Below are 20342 nucleotides of genomic sequence, written 5' to 3'. Positions count from 1 at the left end.
GACACAATAAATCTAACTATTCTTTTCCAATTTCCCAAAATGATTGTGGTCATCTTTTGTTCCTAAAAAGGAGTGAAGGTCGGTTCTTTTTGTTCATAATGAAGCTAGATGGATGAATAACTAGGGTAATTATTTTTTTCGGAAAAAGAAGCCTAATAGGTTTCAGGCTTATTGCCACAATCTCCAAAAGCTTTAATCCATAATAATAACCGATTTAATCAAATAAATTATGACAGATATAAATGTATATAGATTAGGAAATAATACCCAATCTAAAAAAGCTAATAATCCTGAATTTTTGTTTCTAAAAGCCCCAACAAGTCTCTTAAGCGGGGTAGTACTATTGTTTCATATGTTGTTGTTTAGTAAATCAGTTCTGGCGCAGTCTCCGAACCCGGAGGCTGCTGCTGGCTCTGGGAACCCGTCAAGAACCGTAATTGTAGGACAAAAAGTACCCACCGACTTTTGGGATCAAAAGCATACGATCTATGAAGATGGTAAAACACGGGTTATCACACTTAAAGAATTTAAAGGCAAAGTGTTGGTATTGGACTTTTGGTCTGTATCGTGTGGAAACTGTATTTTTCATCAAAAGGCTATATCTTATTTCAAAGAACAATATCCCGAAGACCTTGAAGTCATCATGGTCAATCCAATCAAAACCAAAGACGGTTTGAACCAAATTACCGCGTTTGAAGATAGGTTTCGCCAAGAATATTTCCCCCATGGTTTTCGGAGCATTATCTTGGATAAGGAACTTTCCAATCTATTTGCCGTTCGAGTTTTCCCCACCTATGTATGGATTACGCCTGGAGGTATGGTGCAAACTATTACGTATTGGAATTTTTTGAACAGGGATGCAGAGATGCGATTCCATAGAGGTAAGGGATTATGAAATCAAGGGACTTAATCTTAATAATTGCAATCCTATGCGGTTATGCGAATCAGCTATTTGCGCAGATGCCGATTTCAGGTAAAGTTGTTCAGCAAGATGGTTTAGGAATCCCTTCAGTGAATATTTTCAGCCCGATAAATCAAAAAAGCTACTGGACAGATGATGAAGGGAATTTTTCGATACACTTGAAAGCAAAAGACAAACTTGTGTTTACCCATCAAAATTATGACACGGTCTATGTTGATGTGGCTGACGATCAAAGATATCTGCGGGTCACCATGAACCGAAGGACCATCAGTATTGAAGAATTGCATATTATCGAAACGGGATACCAGAAAATTTCAAGGGAACGGTCCACAGGAAGTTTCGAACAAATGGGCAGGAAAGAAATTGCGCAACGCCCTAGCAGCAATATCTTTCAGAACATGGAAGGATTTCTCCCGGGGGTGATGTTCGATAAACGAAGCGGAGATAACAAATTTCATGTCCGTGGTATCAATTCATTGACTGAATCGATGATCGCTCCTTTATTGATCGTGGACAACTTTCCTTATGCCGGAGACATCAATGCAATCAACCCGCAGGATATTGAATCTATCTCAGTCCTTAAGGATGCCGCTGCCGCATCTATCTGGGGATCCAGAGCGGGAAATGGTGTGATCGTGATAACCACTAGAAAATCGAAAGAAGGAAAGGTTCAGGTGGAGGGTGGCCTTAATTACGTCATGATTGGAAAACCGCGTCTGCTCGATATTCCGACCTTGGATTCAAAGGCTTTCATGGAAATTGAAAAGGAATTGTTTGATCAGGGTATCTACGATGCATCGCTGAATGAAACCTCTGTGACTCGAACCATGCTGAGCCCATATGTTGAATTGCAGGACAAGGTAAGGAAAGGGGAGATCTCCGAAATGGAATCAGCAGAATTAACTGAAGCATTCGAGGGACAGGACTATCGAAAGGATCTATTGGAACATTATTATCGCCATACCTTCATGCAGAAATACAATATGTCTGCAACAGGGGGTACCCAAGATTTTAACAACCGAATTTCCCTGACCTATGATCGCGACCTTCAGGGTACAGTGACCAATAAATATGCGCGCGAAGGACTGGTATGGTCCGGATTGTATAAACCGGGGAAAGCCATATCGATTGATTACCTTTTGGCATTGAATGGGCAGCAGTCGACGATGAGCCTGGAAGGCTTGAACTACCCGTTAAGTCCCGGTGGTGGAAGAAGCACGCTATATCCTTATGCGTCCTTGGTCAATGGGGAGGGGAGGCCAATACCTATGGAAAGGCAATTTTCAAATGAATATTTAGAAAAGTTCAGCGACCAGCTTCCATATGACTGGTCATATAATCCACTGGAAAATATATGGGAGTCTACTAGAAACCATCAAACGATGCAAGTGCGGGCGAACTTGGGTATCAGTTATAAGCTGTTCCCATTTTTGACCCTGAGCGGTAAATATGCACATACGATCCAATCTGAGAGCGACCAGGACCATTATGGCAGGAATTCCTATTACGTGCGTAACCTTCAGAATACATATTCCTCGATGATCGATGGAAAGGTTTTTACGCCTATTCCCGAAGGTGGTATATTTGATGAAGGGAGATCAGCACAGGTCGAAAGGCGTGGGAGAATCCAGGCAGATATTGACCTGCCTTTTTTTAGTCACCATCGATTGACCTCGCTGATCGGTGGAGAGGTATCCGATCAACCCCGCGAGTCAGATTCCTATCGGTATTATGGTTACGATGAATCGATGAAGATCCATCAGTTTGTGGATTACCTGACGAACTACAATACCTTCCAGGGGATTCTGGGAAATACGACAATCCCAAGGTTCGGAGAACTATCATCAAAGAATACACGGATGGCATCATTCTTCGGAAATGCAGCTTACGGCTATAAGGATAAATATTTTTTGAATTTCTCGATGAGAAAAGACGCTTCAAACACCTTTGGCATCGGTACGAATTGGCGCTGGAACCCATTATGGTCATCTGGAATAGCGTGGAATGTCCATCGAGAAAAGTTCATGGAAAATGTACCGTTTATCAATCAGTTGAAGTTAAGGGCTACTTGGGGGCATAGTGGAAACTCCGGGGGATTGGGCACCTCACTGCCTGTAATCCTTGAAATCAAGAATTATACCCTGAACCCGGAGCGCCAAGCATATTTGTACAGCCTTCCTTATGTTGACCTGAAATGGGAGGACGTGCGCATGATGAACCTGGGCTTGGACTATAGCCTTTTTAATCGAAGAATTTCGGGAAGCCTGGAATATTTCAATAAAAAATCGACTGATATCCTTGCGCAAGATCTTTTGGAGCCCACTTTGGGCATGAACAGCATGATGAAAAACGTTGCCAATATGAAAGGAGAGGGCATCGATGTGAGCATAAATACCCTCAACATCCAGCGGAAATTTTCATGGAACACACAAGCCTATTTCTCCATGGTAAAGGATAGGGTGACGGACTACTTTGGAGGGAATAGGGAATCCAGGGATTATCTTACAGCGAGAGGCCTGAGCCTTTACCCGACCGAGGAGTGGGGACTGTATCCAATTTTTGGGTTGCGGAGTTCTGGTTTGGACACTGAAGGGGACCCGGTCGGCATGTTGAACGGTGCACCCTCCAAAGATTACGTCAAGTTGAACGCAGATTCCCTTCAGAACCTGAAATATTTTGGATCGGGGATTCCGAGGTTCCATGGTTCCCTCCGGAATACATTTTCTTATAGAGGAATCACGCTGAATGTCAATATCATCTTTAAGGGGGGGAATTACTTTTCCAGAAATACAGTGAACTATTCTAGCTTGGTCAATGGATGGACTGGCCATACTGATGCACAATATCGATGGCGGAAACCGGGGGATGAAGCTAAAACCGATGTGCCGGCTTTAAAAATTCCATTGAACTCCAATCGGGACTTCTTTTATATGTATTCCCAGAGAAATGTGGAGCCAGGTGGATTCATCCGAATCCAGGATATCAACCTCAACATTCCAATCCCATTGGGAAGGACGTTGGATGCTTCGGTGAGCATCTATATGGGAAATGTGGGATTGCTATGGAGGGAGAATAGCACAGGATTGGATCCAGAGAATTTGTACATGCCGGCACCGCGAACCTATTCAATTGGATTGAATCTAAAACCTAGGAAATGATGAAAACTAAAATAATTGCATTATTGGGGCTATGCATAATCATGGTATCCTGTAAAGATTTCTTGGCCCTGAAGCCAGAAACCTCCTACAGTCACCCCGAAAGCTTGGAGGATATCAACGCCCTATTGAACTATGAATCCAGGGTAAATGGAAATTACCTTGGAAATATCGAATCGGGTACGGATGATTTTGAGATTGATTTCTCCAGTTACAGCACCCGTTCGGCCTATTATCAAGAGTTATACCGATGGGATGAAGAACCATTTTCGGAGGACGGTGGAGCAGGTGAAAACTGGTTATTTCCCTATGAAACCATTCTATATGCCAATGTTGCACTTGAATCCCTGGAAAGGGTGAAAGGTGGGGAACCATCCTTGAGGAAGCGATTGGAAGGCGATGCGCTTTTTATACGAAGCTATCGGTTCTTCCAACTGTTGCAGGTCTATTCTCCACCATATCTGGTGGGAGACCAGGACAGCCCCTACGGAATTCCACTCCGCCTCAGTTCAAATGTCAATGAACCGTCGGTCAGAGCAACTGTGAAAGAGGGATATGGGCAGATCATTGATGACCTGAACAAGTCGATCCAATTGCTCCCGGAAGAGGTAAACTATAAAACTAGACCCAATAAATCATCGGCATATGCGCTCTTGGCCAGGGTACTGTTGTCAATCGGTGATTACGAGAATGCACTTAAAAACGCACAACAGTCCCTGCAACGAAATTCAAAATTGGTGGACTACAATTCGATGGACCTTTCTGCAGTCTATCCCTTTATGCCCATGAATGACGAGGTCATTTACCATGGTAAAAGCAGTGCATCTGGTTCCTTGATGGCATCGTCGAGGCTGACGATCACACAGGATCTATTTGGTATGTATAGCGATGATGATCTACGGAAGACGGCATTTTTTGTTGCCCGAACTCCGGGTAGATATCGATTTAAAGGTTTCTATAACGGATCCGCAGCGAGCTACTTTGCCGGCATAGCAGTAGATGAAATGGTGCTGATTGCAGCTGAATGCCTTATTCGGGAAGGAAAAGTAAATGAAGGCATGGAGATGCTCAACATTCTGCTTGCCAATCGGTTCGACAGGACTACTTTTGTTCCCCGAACAGCCAGCAACGAACTGGAGGCACTTCGGATTGTTTTGGACGAAAGGAGGAAGCAACTGCCTTTTCGGGGTATTCGCTGGACGGACTTACGACGGTTAAACCGGGATCCAAGGTTTGCTAAAGCCATCAGAAGGAGCTTTCCTGGTGAGGATAGCAAACCTATGGAAACCATATTGTTGCCTGAGGATCCAAGGTATTGCTATTATATCCCTCCTCAGGTCATTGAAAAGAGTGGGATGGTGCAGACCAAGCGATAAAATAAAAGAAGGCAGGCCTAAGCCTGCCTTGATTAAGGTTTAATTCACCTACTTACTTTAATCTACCTTCTCTCTCAAAGCAGTTACGGTTTCGTTAGTTGAGGGAGTACTAGCAAAGGCATCGTTGATGCGATCTTTTACTTTGGAGGAGCCCGTGGCGATTGCGCTCATATCAGGATATCCCGCTGTATTAGGTGGTGCGGATATGGTACATACTTCCTGTTGCTGACCTTCGCAGGGTTTGTTGGGATCGGGGCTCAGGGAATATTTGGTTGAATCGAGCCTGGAATCGGTCGAATTTCCATGGAAATACCAGGTAGCTGGTATTTGTTTATCCAAGTCCTGAACCTTTTCTGTAGCAAAGGAGTTGAGGAACATTGACACTGCCACTGAGCCAACGATCAGCAGGGAGGCAGTTAGAAGGGATTTTAAATTTAGGATTTTCATGATTCATGAATTTATCTTTAACGGATATGTTTAATCTTCAAGGCCATTCTGGTTCCTGGAACCATGGAATGGCCCTTATCGTGAAGGTAGCGGACTTTTTGGGGAAATATTTTGGAAATTTCATAAATCTAATTTTAGTTTCGGAACCTAAAATTATGTGTATAAGCCTTATGACAGGTAGACCTTTTTGGGGAATAATCCAAATATGATTTATTTAGAAAAGGAAGATTCCCCATACTGTTTTCTGTAGGATCCCATCGTGGTTCCAAAAGTCCTCTTGAAGATCCTGTTCAAGGTATTGGTGTCTGCATACCCAAACAGGATTGACAGCTCTAGCAGGGGAATGTCGGTCTGGACCAGGATTTCTGAAATTCTGTGAAGGAGGGCTGATTTTATATGCCTACGAACAGTTTTGCCGGTAATTTCCTTGAACCCCAGTTCCAGACTGGAAACACTGATCCTATTCCTCTTTGCCAAGTCGTTCAGGTTTGGTCTTTCGTTCTTCTGGAAATCTTCATGGATCATTTGATTGGTACATTCAACAATTGATCGGTAAAAGCTGGGCCTGGTCTGTGTATCCAATTGCTTAAAATATATGTGCAGAATTTCAGAAACGTGTTTTATCAAATCGACATTTAGCTCTGTCCTCTGGGTATAGGATCCAATCAAACCTTTTAATTTATTCAAAAATGATGTCTTGAATCCGACAGGATCCAGGGAAGTCAAAAGAAAACTTTTCTGTTGAAACATGAATTCGGTAGAGCGGAACTGATTGGGAGAGATGAAAGGCAATATTTTGGGATGTATACTGATGGTTAAAACTTCTGCAGGAAATCTTAAGGGCAAAGCAAGATAAGTTCCTTTCCTGGCAAAAAGGAAAATAGCCTCCCTCTCTAAAAGTTTTAAATTGGATGCCGCTTCCTTTTCTGAAGAATAGGCTACCTGCCCCTGTAAACAGATAATGAGGACATAGGTATGCCTTTTGGCAATAATGGTTATGGATTGATGGGAAGCCGACCCACGTAGAAGGTGGTGTTCGACTAAGAGCAGATTTTTGGAGAAGCTTGCTGTCGCTACCTCCAGGCCATCGCTCCTTTTAACGATATAGGGGCTTGGTAGAAATGTTAAAATGGATTGTTGGGCAAATTGATTTGATTGGATCTCAATCGATTCTTGACCAGTTAATCGTAATTCAAAAGCAATGCTATTTTTCATGATACTCTATATACCTCTTTGAGGAGCTTTGTGTAGTGGTCATCTTGATATCGGCCATATTCTTCGCTCCAATTGAACCTGATCAAATTTTTTCAATTTTATATCGTTAACAATGGAGACTGCTTGGGCAATCGGAATTTTTGGCTGCACATTTAAATGATCCAAAGCCTTTCCAAGGCGTTCGAGCAAATCACCAGTTAAAGAAATAGTTTCTAATTGTAACTCATTGTAGCATGCCAACAGCCTTTCCTCTGAAACCCTTCGGAAACGCTCCGATGTCGGACGGTGGCCATCTAAGACAAATGGGAACTCCACAGGTAAATGGAAGAATAAATCATAATGGCTCAAGGTATAAGTCTTGGCCATCTTTTCAAAACCAGCAAGCAACAGTTCAAAATCCCGAAATTGGCGATAGTTCTTGAGTTTCTTCCACAGCATGGTCCAACTATTCTCCTCGGGATAAGCACCGGTGATCAGCCTGGTGCTGCCATAGAGCCATTCCTGAAGTGGACAGCCGTCGCTGATGAAGCCTGTGGACAATCCAGCTTCGGCATGCACGCGCCGCTCAAAGCGTTCCATCCCCAAACGAAGCAACTGTGCATAGGAACAATCCTTTAGCGAGGTGCCCGGAAATAACCAAGGAAGGATCTCACGCATGGTTGGGGCATGGGTCGTTGGAATCCCGGTAGCTAGGGAAAGGGCGAGCGAGAGGCTGGTCTTTCCAGTGCAGTAGGTCCCGCTGATCACGATCCGGGGCTTATGTTCAGGGCATCTCATGGCAAATCTTAAATTTTGCATCCATGTTGCCCATCTGGCTCATGAGCGAAACGGTCTGCCAAGCTTTCCCTCGCAGCATGGTCTGCTGGCGGTGGTCGAACTGCAGATCAACGCGGTAACAATCGGATCGGTAGGGTCGCTTAAAGTCGATTTCCATGCTCCGAAGCCAAATATTTGGACATTCCATCCGATCTTTAGACAGCAGGGAATACAGCAGCACCTGCATCAGCTGTCCCGATATCCGAACGCTGTCCAAAGGGCTAAGGGGATTGTCATAGGCACTGAATCCCCATACATCCGAAGGATACGGTAACGGTCCTGATAATTGGGCAGAAATGGATTCAGTCTGTAGGTCCATGTGGATTTGGTCCAATTCGAGGTTGCGCTGCCTGTAGAGATCTCGGTGGAGGGAACCTTCTCCAAAAGGCCAAAGATCAAAATCCCGAAAATCGATTTGGGTTGGGCCGGGATGGTCGATAACGATACGCACCTGGGCATTTTGGATCTTTAGTTCCAGGCTTGTCAAGCCAATGTTGATCGAATTGAGATCCTGATGGGATTCAGCAATGGATATTTCAAACGGAACGGTCATCCCGCTCGTGATGTCCATTGATTTTCTTATTTGGAGCGTAAGGTTCCGCAGGATGGAACGATTAATTTCATGCCTGGTCAGCCGTTTCTGCTTGATGAGTATGCCTTCTGCCAAAAATAATCCCATGGCAACATATTCCATACTTCCCAAGTGTAGTGCCTGTTGGTTTGGCCTTTGCGGACCATCATAATGAACGAAAAAGGACCCACGGATCTTGTTTTGTCCACCCAGGCTGAAATTGGAAACCTGAAATTGGAACCTGCTGAATCCAAAGGAAAAATAACGGGTCTGGGAAGGACCCAATATGCTGTCTAAGCTATCAATTGGCTGTTTCATGGTTAGCTGTATTGCTTTTAGCTAAAAGTAGGGCAGGGAACAATGATAATTTTGGCGAATGCCGTAAGAGGTTCAGTGACATCCGCTGTTTCTGCAACTATTTAACTGATTCAAATAATTATTAACCAATGCAGCAAAATGATTGTTATTTTAATTATTAATTTATATTTTGCGAATTCGTCTAGTTTTTGAACCTAAATTTTCCAGTTATGGATATTCAAAAATTGTTATTTGAGGAAATTCGCTCAAGGATTTCCAATCCGGCCGCCTGGTCAAAGGAACTTTCCGAACTGCTGCACCTGGGCAGGGATGCGGTTTACCGCAGGGAGCGTGGTGATGTGCAGCTCACTGCCAGTGAACTAGGGATGCTCTGCCGCCATTATGGCATTTCGCTGGACAGTTATCTGCTTAGTGACCGGCACAATGTAGTATTTAGGCACACGAGCCTCAACCATCAGGATAGCTATAACTATACCAAATATATCCACCAGATGCTTCTCCAACTTCAGCACATGGTTTCTTGCGAGCAAAAGGAGATTATCTTCTGTGCCGACGACGTCCCAATCTTCCATTTTATGGAATTTGCCGAGCTAACCTATTTTAAGCTCTACTCCTGGAACCAAGCAGTGCTGAACCTTGGGGTCAGTTATGAGGATTTTGTTTATGAACTCAAAAAGCAGCACCTGGAACCGGTGTTTAAAAACCTACATGAAACCTACTGCAGGATCCCATCCAGGGAAATCTGGTCAAGGGGCACGATCGGGCCAATCCTGGAACTCCTGGAATACCATTATGACATCGGTAGCTTTCGAAATCAGGATAGCATTGGCCTGCTACTGGAGCAGCTCGGCCATCTCATAACGAATCTAAAAAGATGGACCAAAAGGCAGGAAAAACACGAGGGTGTGCACTTTGACCTCTACCTATCGCCCGTGAACCTGGGCATAAGCCAGATGCTGTGCCGATTTGATGGCGAGCAGTCCGTATCGGTCAAGCTCTATACCATCAATAGCATCGCTACTTTGGACATGAGGTACGTTACCGAAACCATTGATTGGATCCGTGGCGTATTGAATAAGTCCAGCTGCCTGAGCAAACTTTCGGAAAAGGAGCGGATCCATTTCTTCAACCATTTGGATGGCTGTATTGATGACCTGGCCGGTCGATTGAACCTTCCTCAGGCCTGAGCATAGGGATGATTGTCGATTGGAAAAAATTTTTCATGCAGTTCGGTGATTATGGGAAAGGATTTAACGGAAAAATTGATGGCACTGGTTGGATGGTACGATTCCGCTTCAATGTGTGCGAATGGTGGTTTACTTGTGGATACATCTCTATCAGAACTACTGACCCAAACCGCAATATCAATCCAACGAATGTACTTCTTACGAAAAAAGGAATACCAATTTGAAAGGGAATTCAGGAAAGTACGGAATACAATCCTTTATATGTTGAAGAACCTTTCAAAGGAAATTGAACCTGATGGTTTACAAGGCAGGCCTTTCGAATGTGTCAATCTATTGGAGACATTTTTAGGGGAAATCGATGAACGGTTTTCCCAGCATTTGAACGGAAATGATCCCTTGAGCAAACGGATGGTAAAGGCATTCCAAAGGGAGCTTGACGAGTCTTTTGACCCCGCTCAGGTGCCCCTTCCAACCAATGCAGGAGATACTATCGATTTGCTCAAAAAGGTCCTCAGTGAACGGTTGGAACAGAATCCTAGCTATGGCGTATTGAAAAAACTGAGAGTCTTTATGGATAGATTTAAGAAGCATGTCCCTCAGAGTTTCCATCACCCTCCGTTAACCTGGGTCGATGCGAACCTGATCCTGTTGGATTATCGGGATGGGCTGTACCTGAGCAGTTTACTCGAAAGGGTTAAAAGGGGAATCGAAAAATCGGATCCCAGTGAGCAGATTTCCTTTATGGAATCATTCGGTAAATACCTTCTGATACTGAAGAAAACCTCAAGGTTGAACGGTGTCAGAAAAAACCGAATGATAGGGTTGTTGGAACAGTTTATCGAAAGGTATTTGTCCTCTGAAGACAAAAAAGGGGTTCGACCTCCATTTCAGGATGGAGTCAAGGCCAAGCAAAGTGGTATGGAGAAAATTACCTGCAACCTTTCTGCTGACCAGCTTGCGCTCATCCTGCGTGCCATGGATGAAAGCCGATTGGTCGGAGCCAAATCCATGAACGCGGTCTTTCGGCAAATCATCCCATTCCTAAGCACCGACCGGAAGGTAAATCTTTCCTATGGAGCGGTCCGCAGCAAAGCGTACTCTCCAGAAGATAGGGACCGACAGGTTGCTGTTGGACTGCTGGAAAAGATGATCGAAAAGATCCAGAGCTATTGAAACCTGCTATTATCCCTAACTTACTTACTTAATTACTTACTGCATCTCGTTTAAGGACCGAATCAAACGATTTATCCATTTGAATGTTCTCTGTTCTAACTTAAGATCGGTTCCTATTCCTAAACTTGCTGAAGAAGGGAAGTAATGAGCGGATCAAAGAACTTAACTTTCAAACTGGCGGAATCAACATAACCCATCAACTGAACTATCATTAAGTTGAAAGTTAGCCTTATTTATCCATGCACAGCGGGTTTGCTTTTAAGTTGAGAATTTTCAAATTCCATAAAAAAAGGCTTATGGGACCCTATCCTATAAGCCTCAATAAGGTGGAATAAGCTCGTAATTATAGCCTTCCGGAATCCTTGAAAGAATAATAACCATCTGGTGTTATGATCAGATGGTCAAGTACGCGGATGTCCAGCAAGCGTGCTGCCTGGTCGATCTTCTTTGTGAGCAGGATATCAGGGTCACTGGGAACCAGGTTTCCCGAGGGGTGGTTGTGCACCAGGATCAAAGCTGAGGCATTCGCCTTGAGGGCTACGGTAAATATCACTTTGGCATCCACTGGGGTGGCATCAATACCACCTGCGGAAACTTGATAGATTCCTAACACCCTATTTCCCGTATTGAGCAATAGAATCTTAAATTCTTCTGCATACTCTATCCTTTCTGCATTCCAGCAGGTGAGCAGTAGGGAATAAACCTCTTTGGAAGATGTGAGCTTTGGTCTTTGGGAAGGTCGAACTGGGTTTTGGTAAGATATGCGTACTTCGGCAACCTGTTGCCATTCCTGTTGATTTTGTTGAGTTTCCATAGTTTTCAGTTTTAAGTTTACGAATGGAATGAATTATGGCATCTGGTGCGGATGAAGGGAAGCAAGGGCAAAAAGCAACGGAATAAAGGAAGGGAAGTTGGCTGGGACAGCGTTTATGCCGGAATTTTTTGTTCCGCCACCGACCCGAAGTCCGGACTTCATGGCAGAATTCTTTCCAGGGAGTAAATGATAAAATGATCGCTCTGGAAACAATTTGGGACGGGAACAGGGAACAGCAGAGGAACAAGAAGAAAGTTGTTCTTTTTTGCCAAGGCATCAACCGCTTACTTTGATCTTAGCAACGGACAGGTGTCTGTTTATTAGAATGATAACCAATACGTAAAGCGTCATGAAAGAACTGAACTGGAATCACTTTATCTTGCTGGCTATGGCATCGACCATGCTCTATTATTTGATTTTGCTGGTCATTTTTTACCGCAGGAGGTTTTTGAGTTTTTTCGAAGGGCAACTCAAGGCAATCGAAGGTTCAACTCAGCAATTTACACCTTATCAAAATACTAGGAATGAACGAGCTGAAGCTAGCCAAGAGGATCAAGACAAAGATTTTCAGGTGGAAATGGAATTGGACCGGTTCTGCCAAAAACTCAGAACGATCTTTAAGCAATCGCGAATCGAGGGTAGTGCAGAAGATCTCCATATCAACATCTTAGGCCTGCTTATGCAATATCCCTTATTATGTCAAGTGGAATTAAGGCCTTCCATTGAGGAAATGATTCTTCAGGAATCCAAGGATATGCAAGGGGAGCTTAGCCAAAAACAGATGGATCGGATCTGGAAATCGATCGCATAAAAATATAGCGGATGTCCCCTCACAGCACCAGCAGCGTTGGGGCAATTGGAGAATAGGGAGAATGGTTGCCTGTTGACCGGGACATTCCGCTTACCAAAAAAAGTAAAACTTAACCCACATAGTGATGAAGAAAATTGAAGGGAATCCAAGGAGGTGGAAGCAGCAATTGTGCAAATTGATTTTTATTGCCTGCTTGCAGGTTCATGAAATTGCTTTTGCCCAAGATGGCCTGGCAGGCATCAATGAAGCCAATGAGAAGGTAAGGAGCTATTTTGATTCCGGCACCAAGTTGATGTATGCCGTAGGGGCTATACTAGGACTTATAGGAGCGGTCAAGGTATTCCAGAAATGGAACAATGGAGATCCTGATACGGGAAAGGTCGCGGCGGCATGGTTTGGAAGCTGTGTGTTTTTAGTGTTGGTAGCAACGGTCATCAAATCGTTTTTCAACGTATAGGAAAATGGCAAGTGCAGTTTACCCGATCAATAAGGGCATCAATCAACCCCTAGAGTTCAAAGGACTCAAAGCGCAGTACATCTGGTATCTGGCTATCGGATTACTCCTGTTGCTGTTCCTGTTTGCGGGGCTTTATTATCTGGGAGTCCCAAGTATGCTATGCTTGGCAATCATTATAACCTTGGGATGCATTCTTTTTATCCAAATATTTCGCTTTAGTCGGAAGTATGGGCAGTATGGTCTGATGAAAAAAATCGCCAAGTCACAGTTACCTAAAGCTATAAGGAGCAGAAATAGATCCGTCTTTCGTTTGGAAGAAAGATTTAAATAATAGTAATCAAATCACTTAAGTAAGTCCCTAAAATATAAGATACAGATATGGCAAAGGAGAGGTCGATGGAAGCGTTGTTTCCAATATTGGAAATTGAAGGTAATGCATTGGTCAGTAAAATGGGCGATCTGACGTTGGCCTATGAACTGGTGCTTCCAGAAATATTTACCTCAAGCGAACAGGATTTTGAGGATTTTCATCAAGCTTGGGTGCGTGCTTTGCGGCTGCTACCCAAGCACAGCATCCTGCATAAGCAGGATTGGTTTCTAGAAAGTGTCTTTCGAGCAGAATTTCGACCCGATCCTAACAGTTTTATGAGCCAATCTTCAGACCGACATTTCCATGAACGTCCATTTCTTGACCATCGATGCTTTTTGCTACTCAGCAAATGTGTCGAACCTAAACGAATTGTCAATTCGCTTTTTTCGAACCTGATCAAGCCTAATCTTGTTCCACGAAACATTTTGGAGGATGACTATGCGGAACGTTTTCGGGAATGTTGCCAGCAATTCGTGAACATCCTTCAAGAAACCGGACTTTGCCGAATTCGAGATATGAGGCATGATGAGCTAGAGAGTACATTGAACCAGGCAGGACTGCTGGAACGGTACTGTACACTTTCGTCAGGCAACGATCCACTCTTGCTACGTGACATTGATCTAAGCAATGACATTCGAATTGGCGGAAAAGAGGTAGGCTGTTATACCCTCGGTGATGCGGAATCCCTTCCATCGCTGTGCGCAAGCCGCATGAACTACGATAAATACAGCACAGACAGGAGCAAGTTCAGCGTGGGTTTTGCTTCGCATTTGGGACAACTGCTTCCCTGCAATCACCTGTATAACCAGTATATCTTTTTGGAAGATGCCGAGCAGACCTTAAAAAAAATGGAAGGAAAGCGTTTGCGTCTACAATCCCTTGCAGCTTACAGTCGGCAGAACCTTATTGCTAGGGATGCGACCAATGCTTTTTTAAACGAAGCTTTTGCGCTGCAGCATCAAGCTGTCAAAGCGCATTTTAATATCCTGATCTGGTCAGAAGAGGAACAACAACTTAAAAAAGCAAAGCAACTGCTTTCATCCTCCCTTGCGAGCATGGACTGCCGGATCAAAGAAGAAACGGTAGGAGCAGCTCAAATTTTCTGGGCAGGGATACCTGGAAACGCAGGTTCTTTTCCTATGAACGAATGCTTCGATACCTTTACCAACCAAGCCAGCTGTTTTTTGAATCTGGAAACAGGCTATCGAAGTTCGATTAGTCCTATTGGTATCCGACTTGGAGACAGACTTAGCGGAAAGCCACTCCATGTTGACATCAGTGATGAACCTATGGAAATGGGGATCTGTACGAATCGGAATAAATTTATCTTGGGACCTTCAGGAAGTGGAAAATCCTTCTTTACCAACCACATGGTCCGAACTTATTTTGAACAAGGCTGCCATGTGGTTTTGGTGGACGTTGGACATTCCTACCAAGGACTTTGCGAGCTGGTTGGAGGCTATTACTTTACCTATACCGAAGACAATCCAATCCGGTTCAATCCTTTTTACCTAGGACAGGGGGACCAGCTGGATACCGAAAAAAAAGAAAGTATTAAGACACTGCTGCTCGCGCTATGGAAAAAAGATGACGAAGCTTTTCGCCGTTCAGAATATGTTGCCTTATCCAACGCCATCAGCGGTTTCTATGAATATCTTGCCCTAAAGGACGGAATTTTCCCCTCTTTCGACAGTTTCTTTGAGTACCTCCATGGCACTTTTCGTCAAACGGTGGCTAGGGATCGTGTGAAGAGGCAGGATTTCGATATCGATAATTTTCTCTATGTTCTGCGTCCTTACTATGCAGGAGGTGAATTTGACTACCTTCTCAATGGCCAAGACAAGTTGGATATGCTCCACGAAAGGTTTATAGTCTTTGAGCTGGACAACATTAAAGACCACCCGATTCTATTTCCCGTTGTTACCATCATCATCATGGAAGTTTTCATCAGTAAGCTTCGAAAAATGAAAGGTGTGCGTAAGATGATCCTGATCGAAGAAGCGTGGAAAGCCCTGATGAAGGAAGGTTTTGCTGAATATATCAAATACCTTTTCAAGACGGTCAGAAAGTATTTCGGTGAGGCGGTCGTGGTGACCCAAGAAGTTGATGACATCATCTCTTCGCCTGTGGTCAAGCAAGCCATCATCAACAATAGCGATTGCAAGATTTTGCTCGACCAAAGTAAATATCAAAACAGATTTGATCAGATCCAAGAACTCCTTGGTCTGACCGAAAAAGAAAAGGCACAAGTGCTCTCACTGAACCGAGCGAATGATCCTAATCTGAAATATAAGGAAGTCTTTATTAGCCTTGCAGGTGTCATTAGCAAAGTTTACCGTACGGAAGTGTCGAAGGAGGAGTATCTGGTCTACACGACCGAGGAACGCGAAAAATTTCGCCTGCGAAGTTACATGGATGCTCAGCATGGGGATGTTCAAAGTGCTGTAAAGGCTATGGTTAAAGATATCATCCAGTAAATAACTGATCAGTATATAAACTTTAATTAATCGGTATATAGGGTTATGAAAAAGCATTTTATCGTAATTATGTTGCTTTTTTTGTTCATGCATATTGTGCCAAACCGGCCAACGGCCAGTGCACAATTGGTCCTTTCAGAAGTCATCAAGGCGGCGATAAAAAAAGTAGTCAAGGCCATGGATTTGAAAGTTCAGCGGCTGCAGAACAAAACAATCTGGCTTCAACAAACACAAAAAACAATAGAAAATCTACTCTCCAAAACTCGTTTGGACGAGATTGCTGCCTGGAGCTTCCGTCAAAAGGAAACATTTGCATCCTATTATGAATCGCTCATGAAGGTAAAGTCGGTCCTACTCCAATTTAATCAGGTGAAGGAGATTATTCAAAAGCAAGTCGCTATGGTAGGAATCTATCAGCGAACTTGGAACGACCTTAAAAAGAAAGAATATTTTACAGCAGAGGAACTGGACTATATGGCCAAAGTCTATGCCGGCATCTTAGCGGAAAGCTTAAGTAATGTCGAGGAGCTTACCAGTTTGGTGAGTTCCTATTCTTTTCAGATGAGTGATGGTGAACGCATGAAATTAATCAATGTCCTAAGCGATCGAGTCGAGGATAATTACCAGAGCCTTTTACAGTTCAACCGGCAGAATAGCTTGCTCAGCCTGCAACGGAGTAAATCCTTAAAAGAGGTTCTGCGAATCAAAAAACTCCATGGAATCCCTGATAAAAATTTAGAACGATGAGAAAATGGATGGCCTTGGCTTGTGCAATCCAGCTGACCATAAGCCTAGTTCAAGGGCAAACGCTAAAAGAATGGATCCGGCAGAAGAAGACCCAGCAAGAATACCTGCTGACCCAGATTCTTGCCAACCAAATGTACCTGGATCTTTTGACAAGAGGTTACCGTGTATTTCGTACTGGAATGGGCATCGTAGCCGAATGGAAGCAAGATGAATTCAGGCTCCATAAGACTTTTTTTAGATCCCTTGGCCTTGTGCGACCTGCTGTACGTCGATTCGGAAAAATTGCTGAGAGTACGGCCATCCTGATGGAAATTGTCGCTATGCATCGCCGGCTGAGCAAACGCCTAACAGGAAGTGAACTTTCCCAAGTAGAAAAGCAATATATGCAATCTTTGTTGGAAGGTATCTTAAGGAAAAGCTTTAGGAGTTTTGATCAGGTTGTGGAATTACTGGAGGAATCCTTTGACCTAGAAGATCAGCAAAGATTGATTCGTTTGCAGCAAATTCATGAGCATTTGAAAGAGCATATCCTAATGATCCGGGAAGTGGAGATAACGATGAATTACTTGGAAAATAATAGGATTAAGCACCTGAAGCAATCTTCTGATATGCAAAGGCTTCATCAACAAAAGTAAAGAAAATGAAAGCGATAAAACCGATAATTTTTGCATTATTGATGATCTTGGTTCAGGCACTGCCAGCTAGGTCACAATCCGCTGAGGTGGTTCAGCTACTGCTCAATGTGGAGAAGCTGGCGCAGTTCAAAACCATTTTCAAGCAAATGAAACAGGGCTATAACATCCTTCAAGGCGGCTACCGTACTGTTAAGGATTTGAGTGCCGGTAATTTCAACCTACACAAAACCTTTTTGGATGCACTGCTTCGCGTAAGTCCAACGGTGAGACGATACCATAAAGTTGCCGACATCATTCAAATGCAGCTGAATATCCTCGAAACTTGCCGTACTTTCAACAGGCAACTAAATAAGAAAAATCTTTTTCAAGACGGGGAACTGAGCTATCTGGTAAAGATTTATCAAGGCCTGTTAGACCGCTCGTTAAATAACTTGGAGGAGCTGGTGATGGTCTTAAGCGACCGAGCGCTCAGCATGAACGACTCCGAACGGCTCCATGCGATCGATGGAATCCATGATGAAATGCAAGAGATGACGATTTTTCTAAGAAAATTTTCCAATGATTCCAAATTGCTGCTGCTTCAGCGCAAGAAGGAAGTGAATGATGTAAGATCCATTCGAAAGCAAATTGAACAACCTTAAAATTCTGGATGATGAAACCTTTACTAGTATACTTGGGCTTGATTCTATTTGGTTCTATGATTCCCTTGGTATCCAAGGGGCAGGGAATTGCCCAGGAAATGCAGAGTATGCATACTGTCTTGGAGCAGCTATACGCGGAAATGATGCCCCTTTGCAGCACACTGATCGGTGTAGCCCAAGGGATTGCGGGATTTGCTGCGACGTGGTATATCGGTTCTAGGGTCTGGCGGCATATTGCCAATGCGGAACCGGTGGATTTTTATCCCTTGCTTCGACCATTTGTCATCGGCTTCTGCATTGCCCTGTTTCCATCGGTCATTTCGCTGATCAATGGCGTGATGAATCCGGTCGTATCGGCTAGTTCGGCAATGGTGAAAGATTCAAATCGAGCGATTGAAGTGCTGCTTGAAAAAAAGGAAGAAGCCATCAGGCAAACCGATTCTTGGCAAATGTATGTAGGGGATACCGGAGAAGGAAATCGTGATAAATGGTATAAATATACCCACGGTGAAGATCCTTCATCAGAGGGAATGCTGGATGAAATTGGCAATGATATCAAGTTTGCCATGGCCAAAGCATCCTATAATTTCCGCAATTCAGTCAAGGAATGGCTCAGCGAGGTCCTGCAGATCCTGTTTGAAGCCGCCGCACTATGCATCAATACGCTGCGAACCTTTCAGTTGGTGGTGCTATCCATTTTAGGACCCTTGGTATTCGGCATTGCCGTGTTTGACGGCTTTCAGCATACCCTGACCGTTTGGATCGCCAGATACATCAATATCTTCCTTTGGCTTCCTGTTGCCAATATCTTTGGTGGTATTCTGGGCAAAATCCAGGAAAATATGCTCAAGCTTGACCTCTCACAACTCGCCGATCAAGGAGATACCTTCTTTAGCCGGACGGACCTAGCGTATTTGGTTTTCCTGATCATCGGTATCGTGGGTTATTTCAGCGTGCCTTCGGTAGCCAACTATATCGTGCATGCGGGAGGTGGTTCGGTGCTGGGTCAGAAAGTTGGAAGCCTGATATCCAAATCCAGTCAAGTGGTCCTCAGTGGGGGCGCTGCTGCAGGGGGAATGGTCATCGATGCCTTAGGTTCAGCCCATAATAAAATGACCCAAGATCTGTCGGGAAGCAGCCAGTCGGATCCTTATTTCCCCCAGGAAAGAAAGGGGGATTCCTATATGGACAATAAATTGAAAGGGCAGTAATCTAGGAGTAAGAATTATCCAAAACTAAGTAAGGTGCTTGATTAAGGTTAGGATTTAAAAGGAGGAGATATGTTTGGAAAATTAAGAAACTTGGATCGTGCATTTCAGCAAGTACGTCTTTTCAGTCTATTGGCAGTATCAGGGAGCCTAATATTGAGCTTTTACGCACTGTATCAGAGTTTCAGGTCAGTACGCGGCATGCAGGACCGAATCTATGTCCTTGCACAGGGAAAAGCCATGGAGGCTTACGCCAGCAATCGCGGAGAAAATTTTAACGCCGAGGCAAAAAGTCATATCGCAAATTTTCACCAGCTGTTCTTCAATTTGGTACCCGACGAGCAGGCTAACCGTAAGAATATCCGAATGGCGCTGTACTTGGCGGACCAGCGTGCCCACCGCGTCTTCTCGGACCTCTTGGAAAGCGGATATTATACCAACTTGGTTTCGGGAAATGTCAGCCAGAAGATCGCAGTTGATAGTATCCAGCTTTTTGGACGTCAACTGGAGATGCATTTTCGCTTTTTTGGTAAGCAAACCATCACCAGAAGTAGTCAAGTCGTCGTTCGCTCGCTCATTACGCAGGGGACTCTAAGAGAAATCGAGCGATCGGACCATAATCCGCATGGGCTACTGATTGAACAATGGAAGACACTGGAAAACAAGGATATTGAAGTCACCCAAAGAAATCGATAAATCCATATTAAAAATGTAAGAATCTTGGAAGGAGGGGAAGATGGAAAGGTTGGATATGGTTCTTAAAGATCGGCATGCAATCGCACTAAAAAAGAGATCAGTGGCGTTGCCTCGAGATCCCGTGTTTTGCTTTATTACGGTCTCAAGTGTGCTGGTGCTGGTACACATCAATCTACTAATACGTTTAATAGAAATGGTTCCGGCAGTATATCGCGTGCCGCATGAATTTCACCTGCATCGAAGCACACAGCTGAATTTTCCTCCTCCTATACAGCCCATCATTCTAAAACACGATACTTTACAAAT

The 20342-nt window shown here is 43.9% G+C and carries 19 protein-coding genes; 14 read left to right on the top strand and 5 right to left on the bottom strand.

What is annotated here, in order from left to right; all coding sequences use genetic code 11:
* The first annotated feature begins 229 nt into the window (after positions 1 to 229).
* The 3 genes from ACWIB3_RS08840 to ACWIB3_RS08830 are packed head-to-tail and all read left to right on the top strand — an operon-like array spanning position 230 to position 5453.
* A complete protein-coding gene (locus ACWIB3_RS08840; RefSeq protein ID WP_454291394.1) occupies positions 230 to 895 on the top strand; it encodes a TlpA family protein disulfide reductase in 666 nt (221 codons plus the stop codon).
* Complete coding sequence (locus tag ACWIB3_RS08835) at positions 892 to 4080, top strand: SusC/RagA family TonB-linked outer membrane protein (protein WP_454291393.1); 3189 nt, start codon at positions 892 to 894, stop codon at positions 4078 to 4080. The genes ACWIB3_RS08840 and ACWIB3_RS08835 overlap by 4 nt, the downstream gene beginning before the upstream one ends.
* Positions 4077 to 5453, top strand: coding sequence for a RagB/SusD family nutrient uptake outer membrane protein (locus ACWIB3_RS08830; RefSeq protein WP_454291392.1), 1377 nt, complete (start codon positions 4077 to 4079; stop codon positions 5451 to 5453). Before ACWIB3_RS08835 ends, ACWIB3_RS08830 begins: the two co-directional genes overlap by 4 nt.
* Positions 5454 to 5510: 57 nt before the next feature.
* On the opposite strand, the gene ACWIB3_RS08825 is transcribed toward ACWIB3_RS08830, so the two are convergent.
* From ACWIB3_RS08825 to ACWIB3_RS08810, 4 genes are all read right to left on the bottom strand, one after another.
* Positions 5511 to 5843 carry a hypothetical protein gene (locus ACWIB3_RS08825; protein WP_454291391.1) on the bottom strand — a complete coding sequence of 111 codons (333 nt, stop codon included), beginning with the start codon at positions 5841 to 5843 and terminating at the stop codon, positions 5511 to 5513.
* 267 nt (positions 5844 to 6110) lie between these two features.
* The gene (locus ACWIB3_RS08820; RefSeq protein WP_454291390.1) at positions 6111 to 7115 is read right to left on the bottom strand and encodes a helix-turn-helix transcriptional regulator; all 1005 of its coding nucleotides are present in this window, start codon (positions 7113 to 7115) and stop codon (positions 6111 to 6113) included.
* Between the two features lie 39 nt (positions 7116 to 7154).
* Positions 7155 to 7892: an ATP/GTP-binding protein gene (locus ACWIB3_RS08815; protein WP_454291389.1), complete on the bottom strand. Its 738-nt coding sequence runs from the start codon at positions 7890 to 7892 to the stop codon at positions 7155 to 7157.
* A complete protein-coding gene (locus ACWIB3_RS08810) occupies positions 7879 to 8820 on the bottom strand; it encodes an AvrD family protein (RefSeq protein ID WP_313258267.1) in 942 nt (313 codons plus the stop codon). The genes ACWIB3_RS08815 and ACWIB3_RS08810 overlap by 14 nt, the downstream gene beginning before the upstream one ends.
* 209 nt (positions 8821 to 9029) lie before the next feature.
* Here ACWIB3_RS08810 and ACWIB3_RS08805 point away from each other — a divergent pair, with 209 nt between their 5' ends.
* Both ACWIB3_RS08805 and ACWIB3_RS08800 read left to right on the top strand, forming a co-directional pair.
* Positions 9030 to 10007, top strand: coding sequence for a helix-turn-helix domain-containing protein (locus tag ACWIB3_RS08805; protein ID WP_454291388.1), 978 nt, complete (start codon positions 9030 to 9032; stop codon positions 10005 to 10007).
* Between the two features lie 51 nt (positions 10008 to 10058).
* Positions 10059 to 11180 carry a hypothetical protein gene (locus ACWIB3_RS08800; protein WP_454291387.1) on the top strand — a complete coding sequence of 374 codons (1122 nt, stop codon included), beginning with the start codon at positions 10059 to 10061 and terminating at the stop codon, positions 11178 to 11180.
* Positions 11181 to 11523: 343 nt separating this feature from the next.
* Here the strand turns inward: ACWIB3_RS08800 and ACWIB3_RS08795 are convergent, their stop codons facing one another.
* Positions 11524 to 11994, bottom strand: coding sequence for a JAB domain-containing protein (locus ACWIB3_RS08795; protein ID WP_454291386.1), 471 nt, complete (start codon positions 11992 to 11994; stop codon positions 11524 to 11526).
* Positions 11995 to 12343: 349 nt separating this feature from the next.
* Here ACWIB3_RS08795 and ACWIB3_RS08790 point away from each other — a divergent pair, with 349 nt between their 5' ends.
* The 9 genes from ACWIB3_RS08790 (at position 12344) to traK (ending at position 20036) form a co-directional block, all read left to right on the top strand.
* The gene (locus tag ACWIB3_RS08790; protein ID WP_313258260.1) at positions 12344 to 12805 is read left to right on the top strand and encodes a hypothetical protein; all 462 of its coding nucleotides are present in this window, start codon (positions 12344 to 12346) and stop codon (positions 12803 to 12805) included.
* Between the two features lie 124 nt (positions 12806 to 12929).
* Entirely contained in the window at positions 12930 to 13262 is a 333-nt protein-coding gene (locus ACWIB3_RS08785; protein WP_254529362.1) for a DUF4134 domain-containing protein, read from the top strand.
* Between the two features lie 4 nt (positions 13263 to 13266).
* Positions 13267 to 13593, top strand: a complete 327-nt coding sequence (locus tag ACWIB3_RS08780; RefSeq protein WP_313258255.1) for a DUF4133 domain-containing protein — start codon at positions 13267 to 13269, stop codon at positions 13591 to 13593.
* 47 nt (positions 13594 to 13640) lie between these two features.
* Entirely contained in the window at positions 13641 to 16109 is a 2469-nt protein-coding gene (locus ACWIB3_RS08775; RefSeq protein ID WP_454291385.1) for a TraG family conjugative transposon ATPase, read from the top strand.
* Between the two features lie 45 nt (positions 16110 to 16154).
* Positions 16155 to 16856, top strand: a complete 702-nt coding sequence (locus ACWIB3_RS08770) for a conjugal transfer protein TraI (RefSeq protein ID WP_313258250.1) — start codon at positions 16155 to 16157, stop codon at positions 16854 to 16856.
* A complete protein-coding gene (locus ACWIB3_RS08765) occupies positions 16853 to 17491 on the top strand; it encodes a hypothetical protein (RefSeq protein WP_313258248.1) in 639 nt (212 codons plus the stop codon). Before ACWIB3_RS08770 ends, ACWIB3_RS08765 begins: the two co-directional genes overlap by 4 nt.
* A 5-nt stretch (positions 17492 to 17496) precedes the next feature.
* Positions 17497 to 18132, top strand: coding sequence for a TerB family tellurite resistance protein (locus ACWIB3_RS08760; RefSeq protein WP_454291384.1), 636 nt, complete (start codon positions 17497 to 17499; stop codon positions 18130 to 18132).
* Between the two features lie 8 nt (positions 18133 to 18140).
* On the top strand, positions 18141 to 19343 hold the full coding sequence (gene traJ / locus ACWIB3_RS08755) for a conjugative transposon protein TraJ (RefSeq protein WP_313258242.1): 1203 nt from the start codon (positions 18141 to 18143) through the stop codon (positions 19341 to 19343).
* 69 nt (positions 19344 to 19412) lie between these two features.
* Complete coding sequence (gene traK, locus ACWIB3_RS08750; RefSeq protein ID WP_313258239.1) at positions 19413 to 20036, top strand: conjugative transposon protein TraK; 624 nt, start codon at positions 19413 to 19415, stop codon at positions 20034 to 20036.
* Positions 20037 to 20342: the final 306 nt, after the last annotated feature.

This window comes from Sphingobacterium sp. NPDC055431 (genome assembly GCF_053644255.1).
This window is presented reverse-complemented; position numbering and strand designations above follow the sequence as displayed.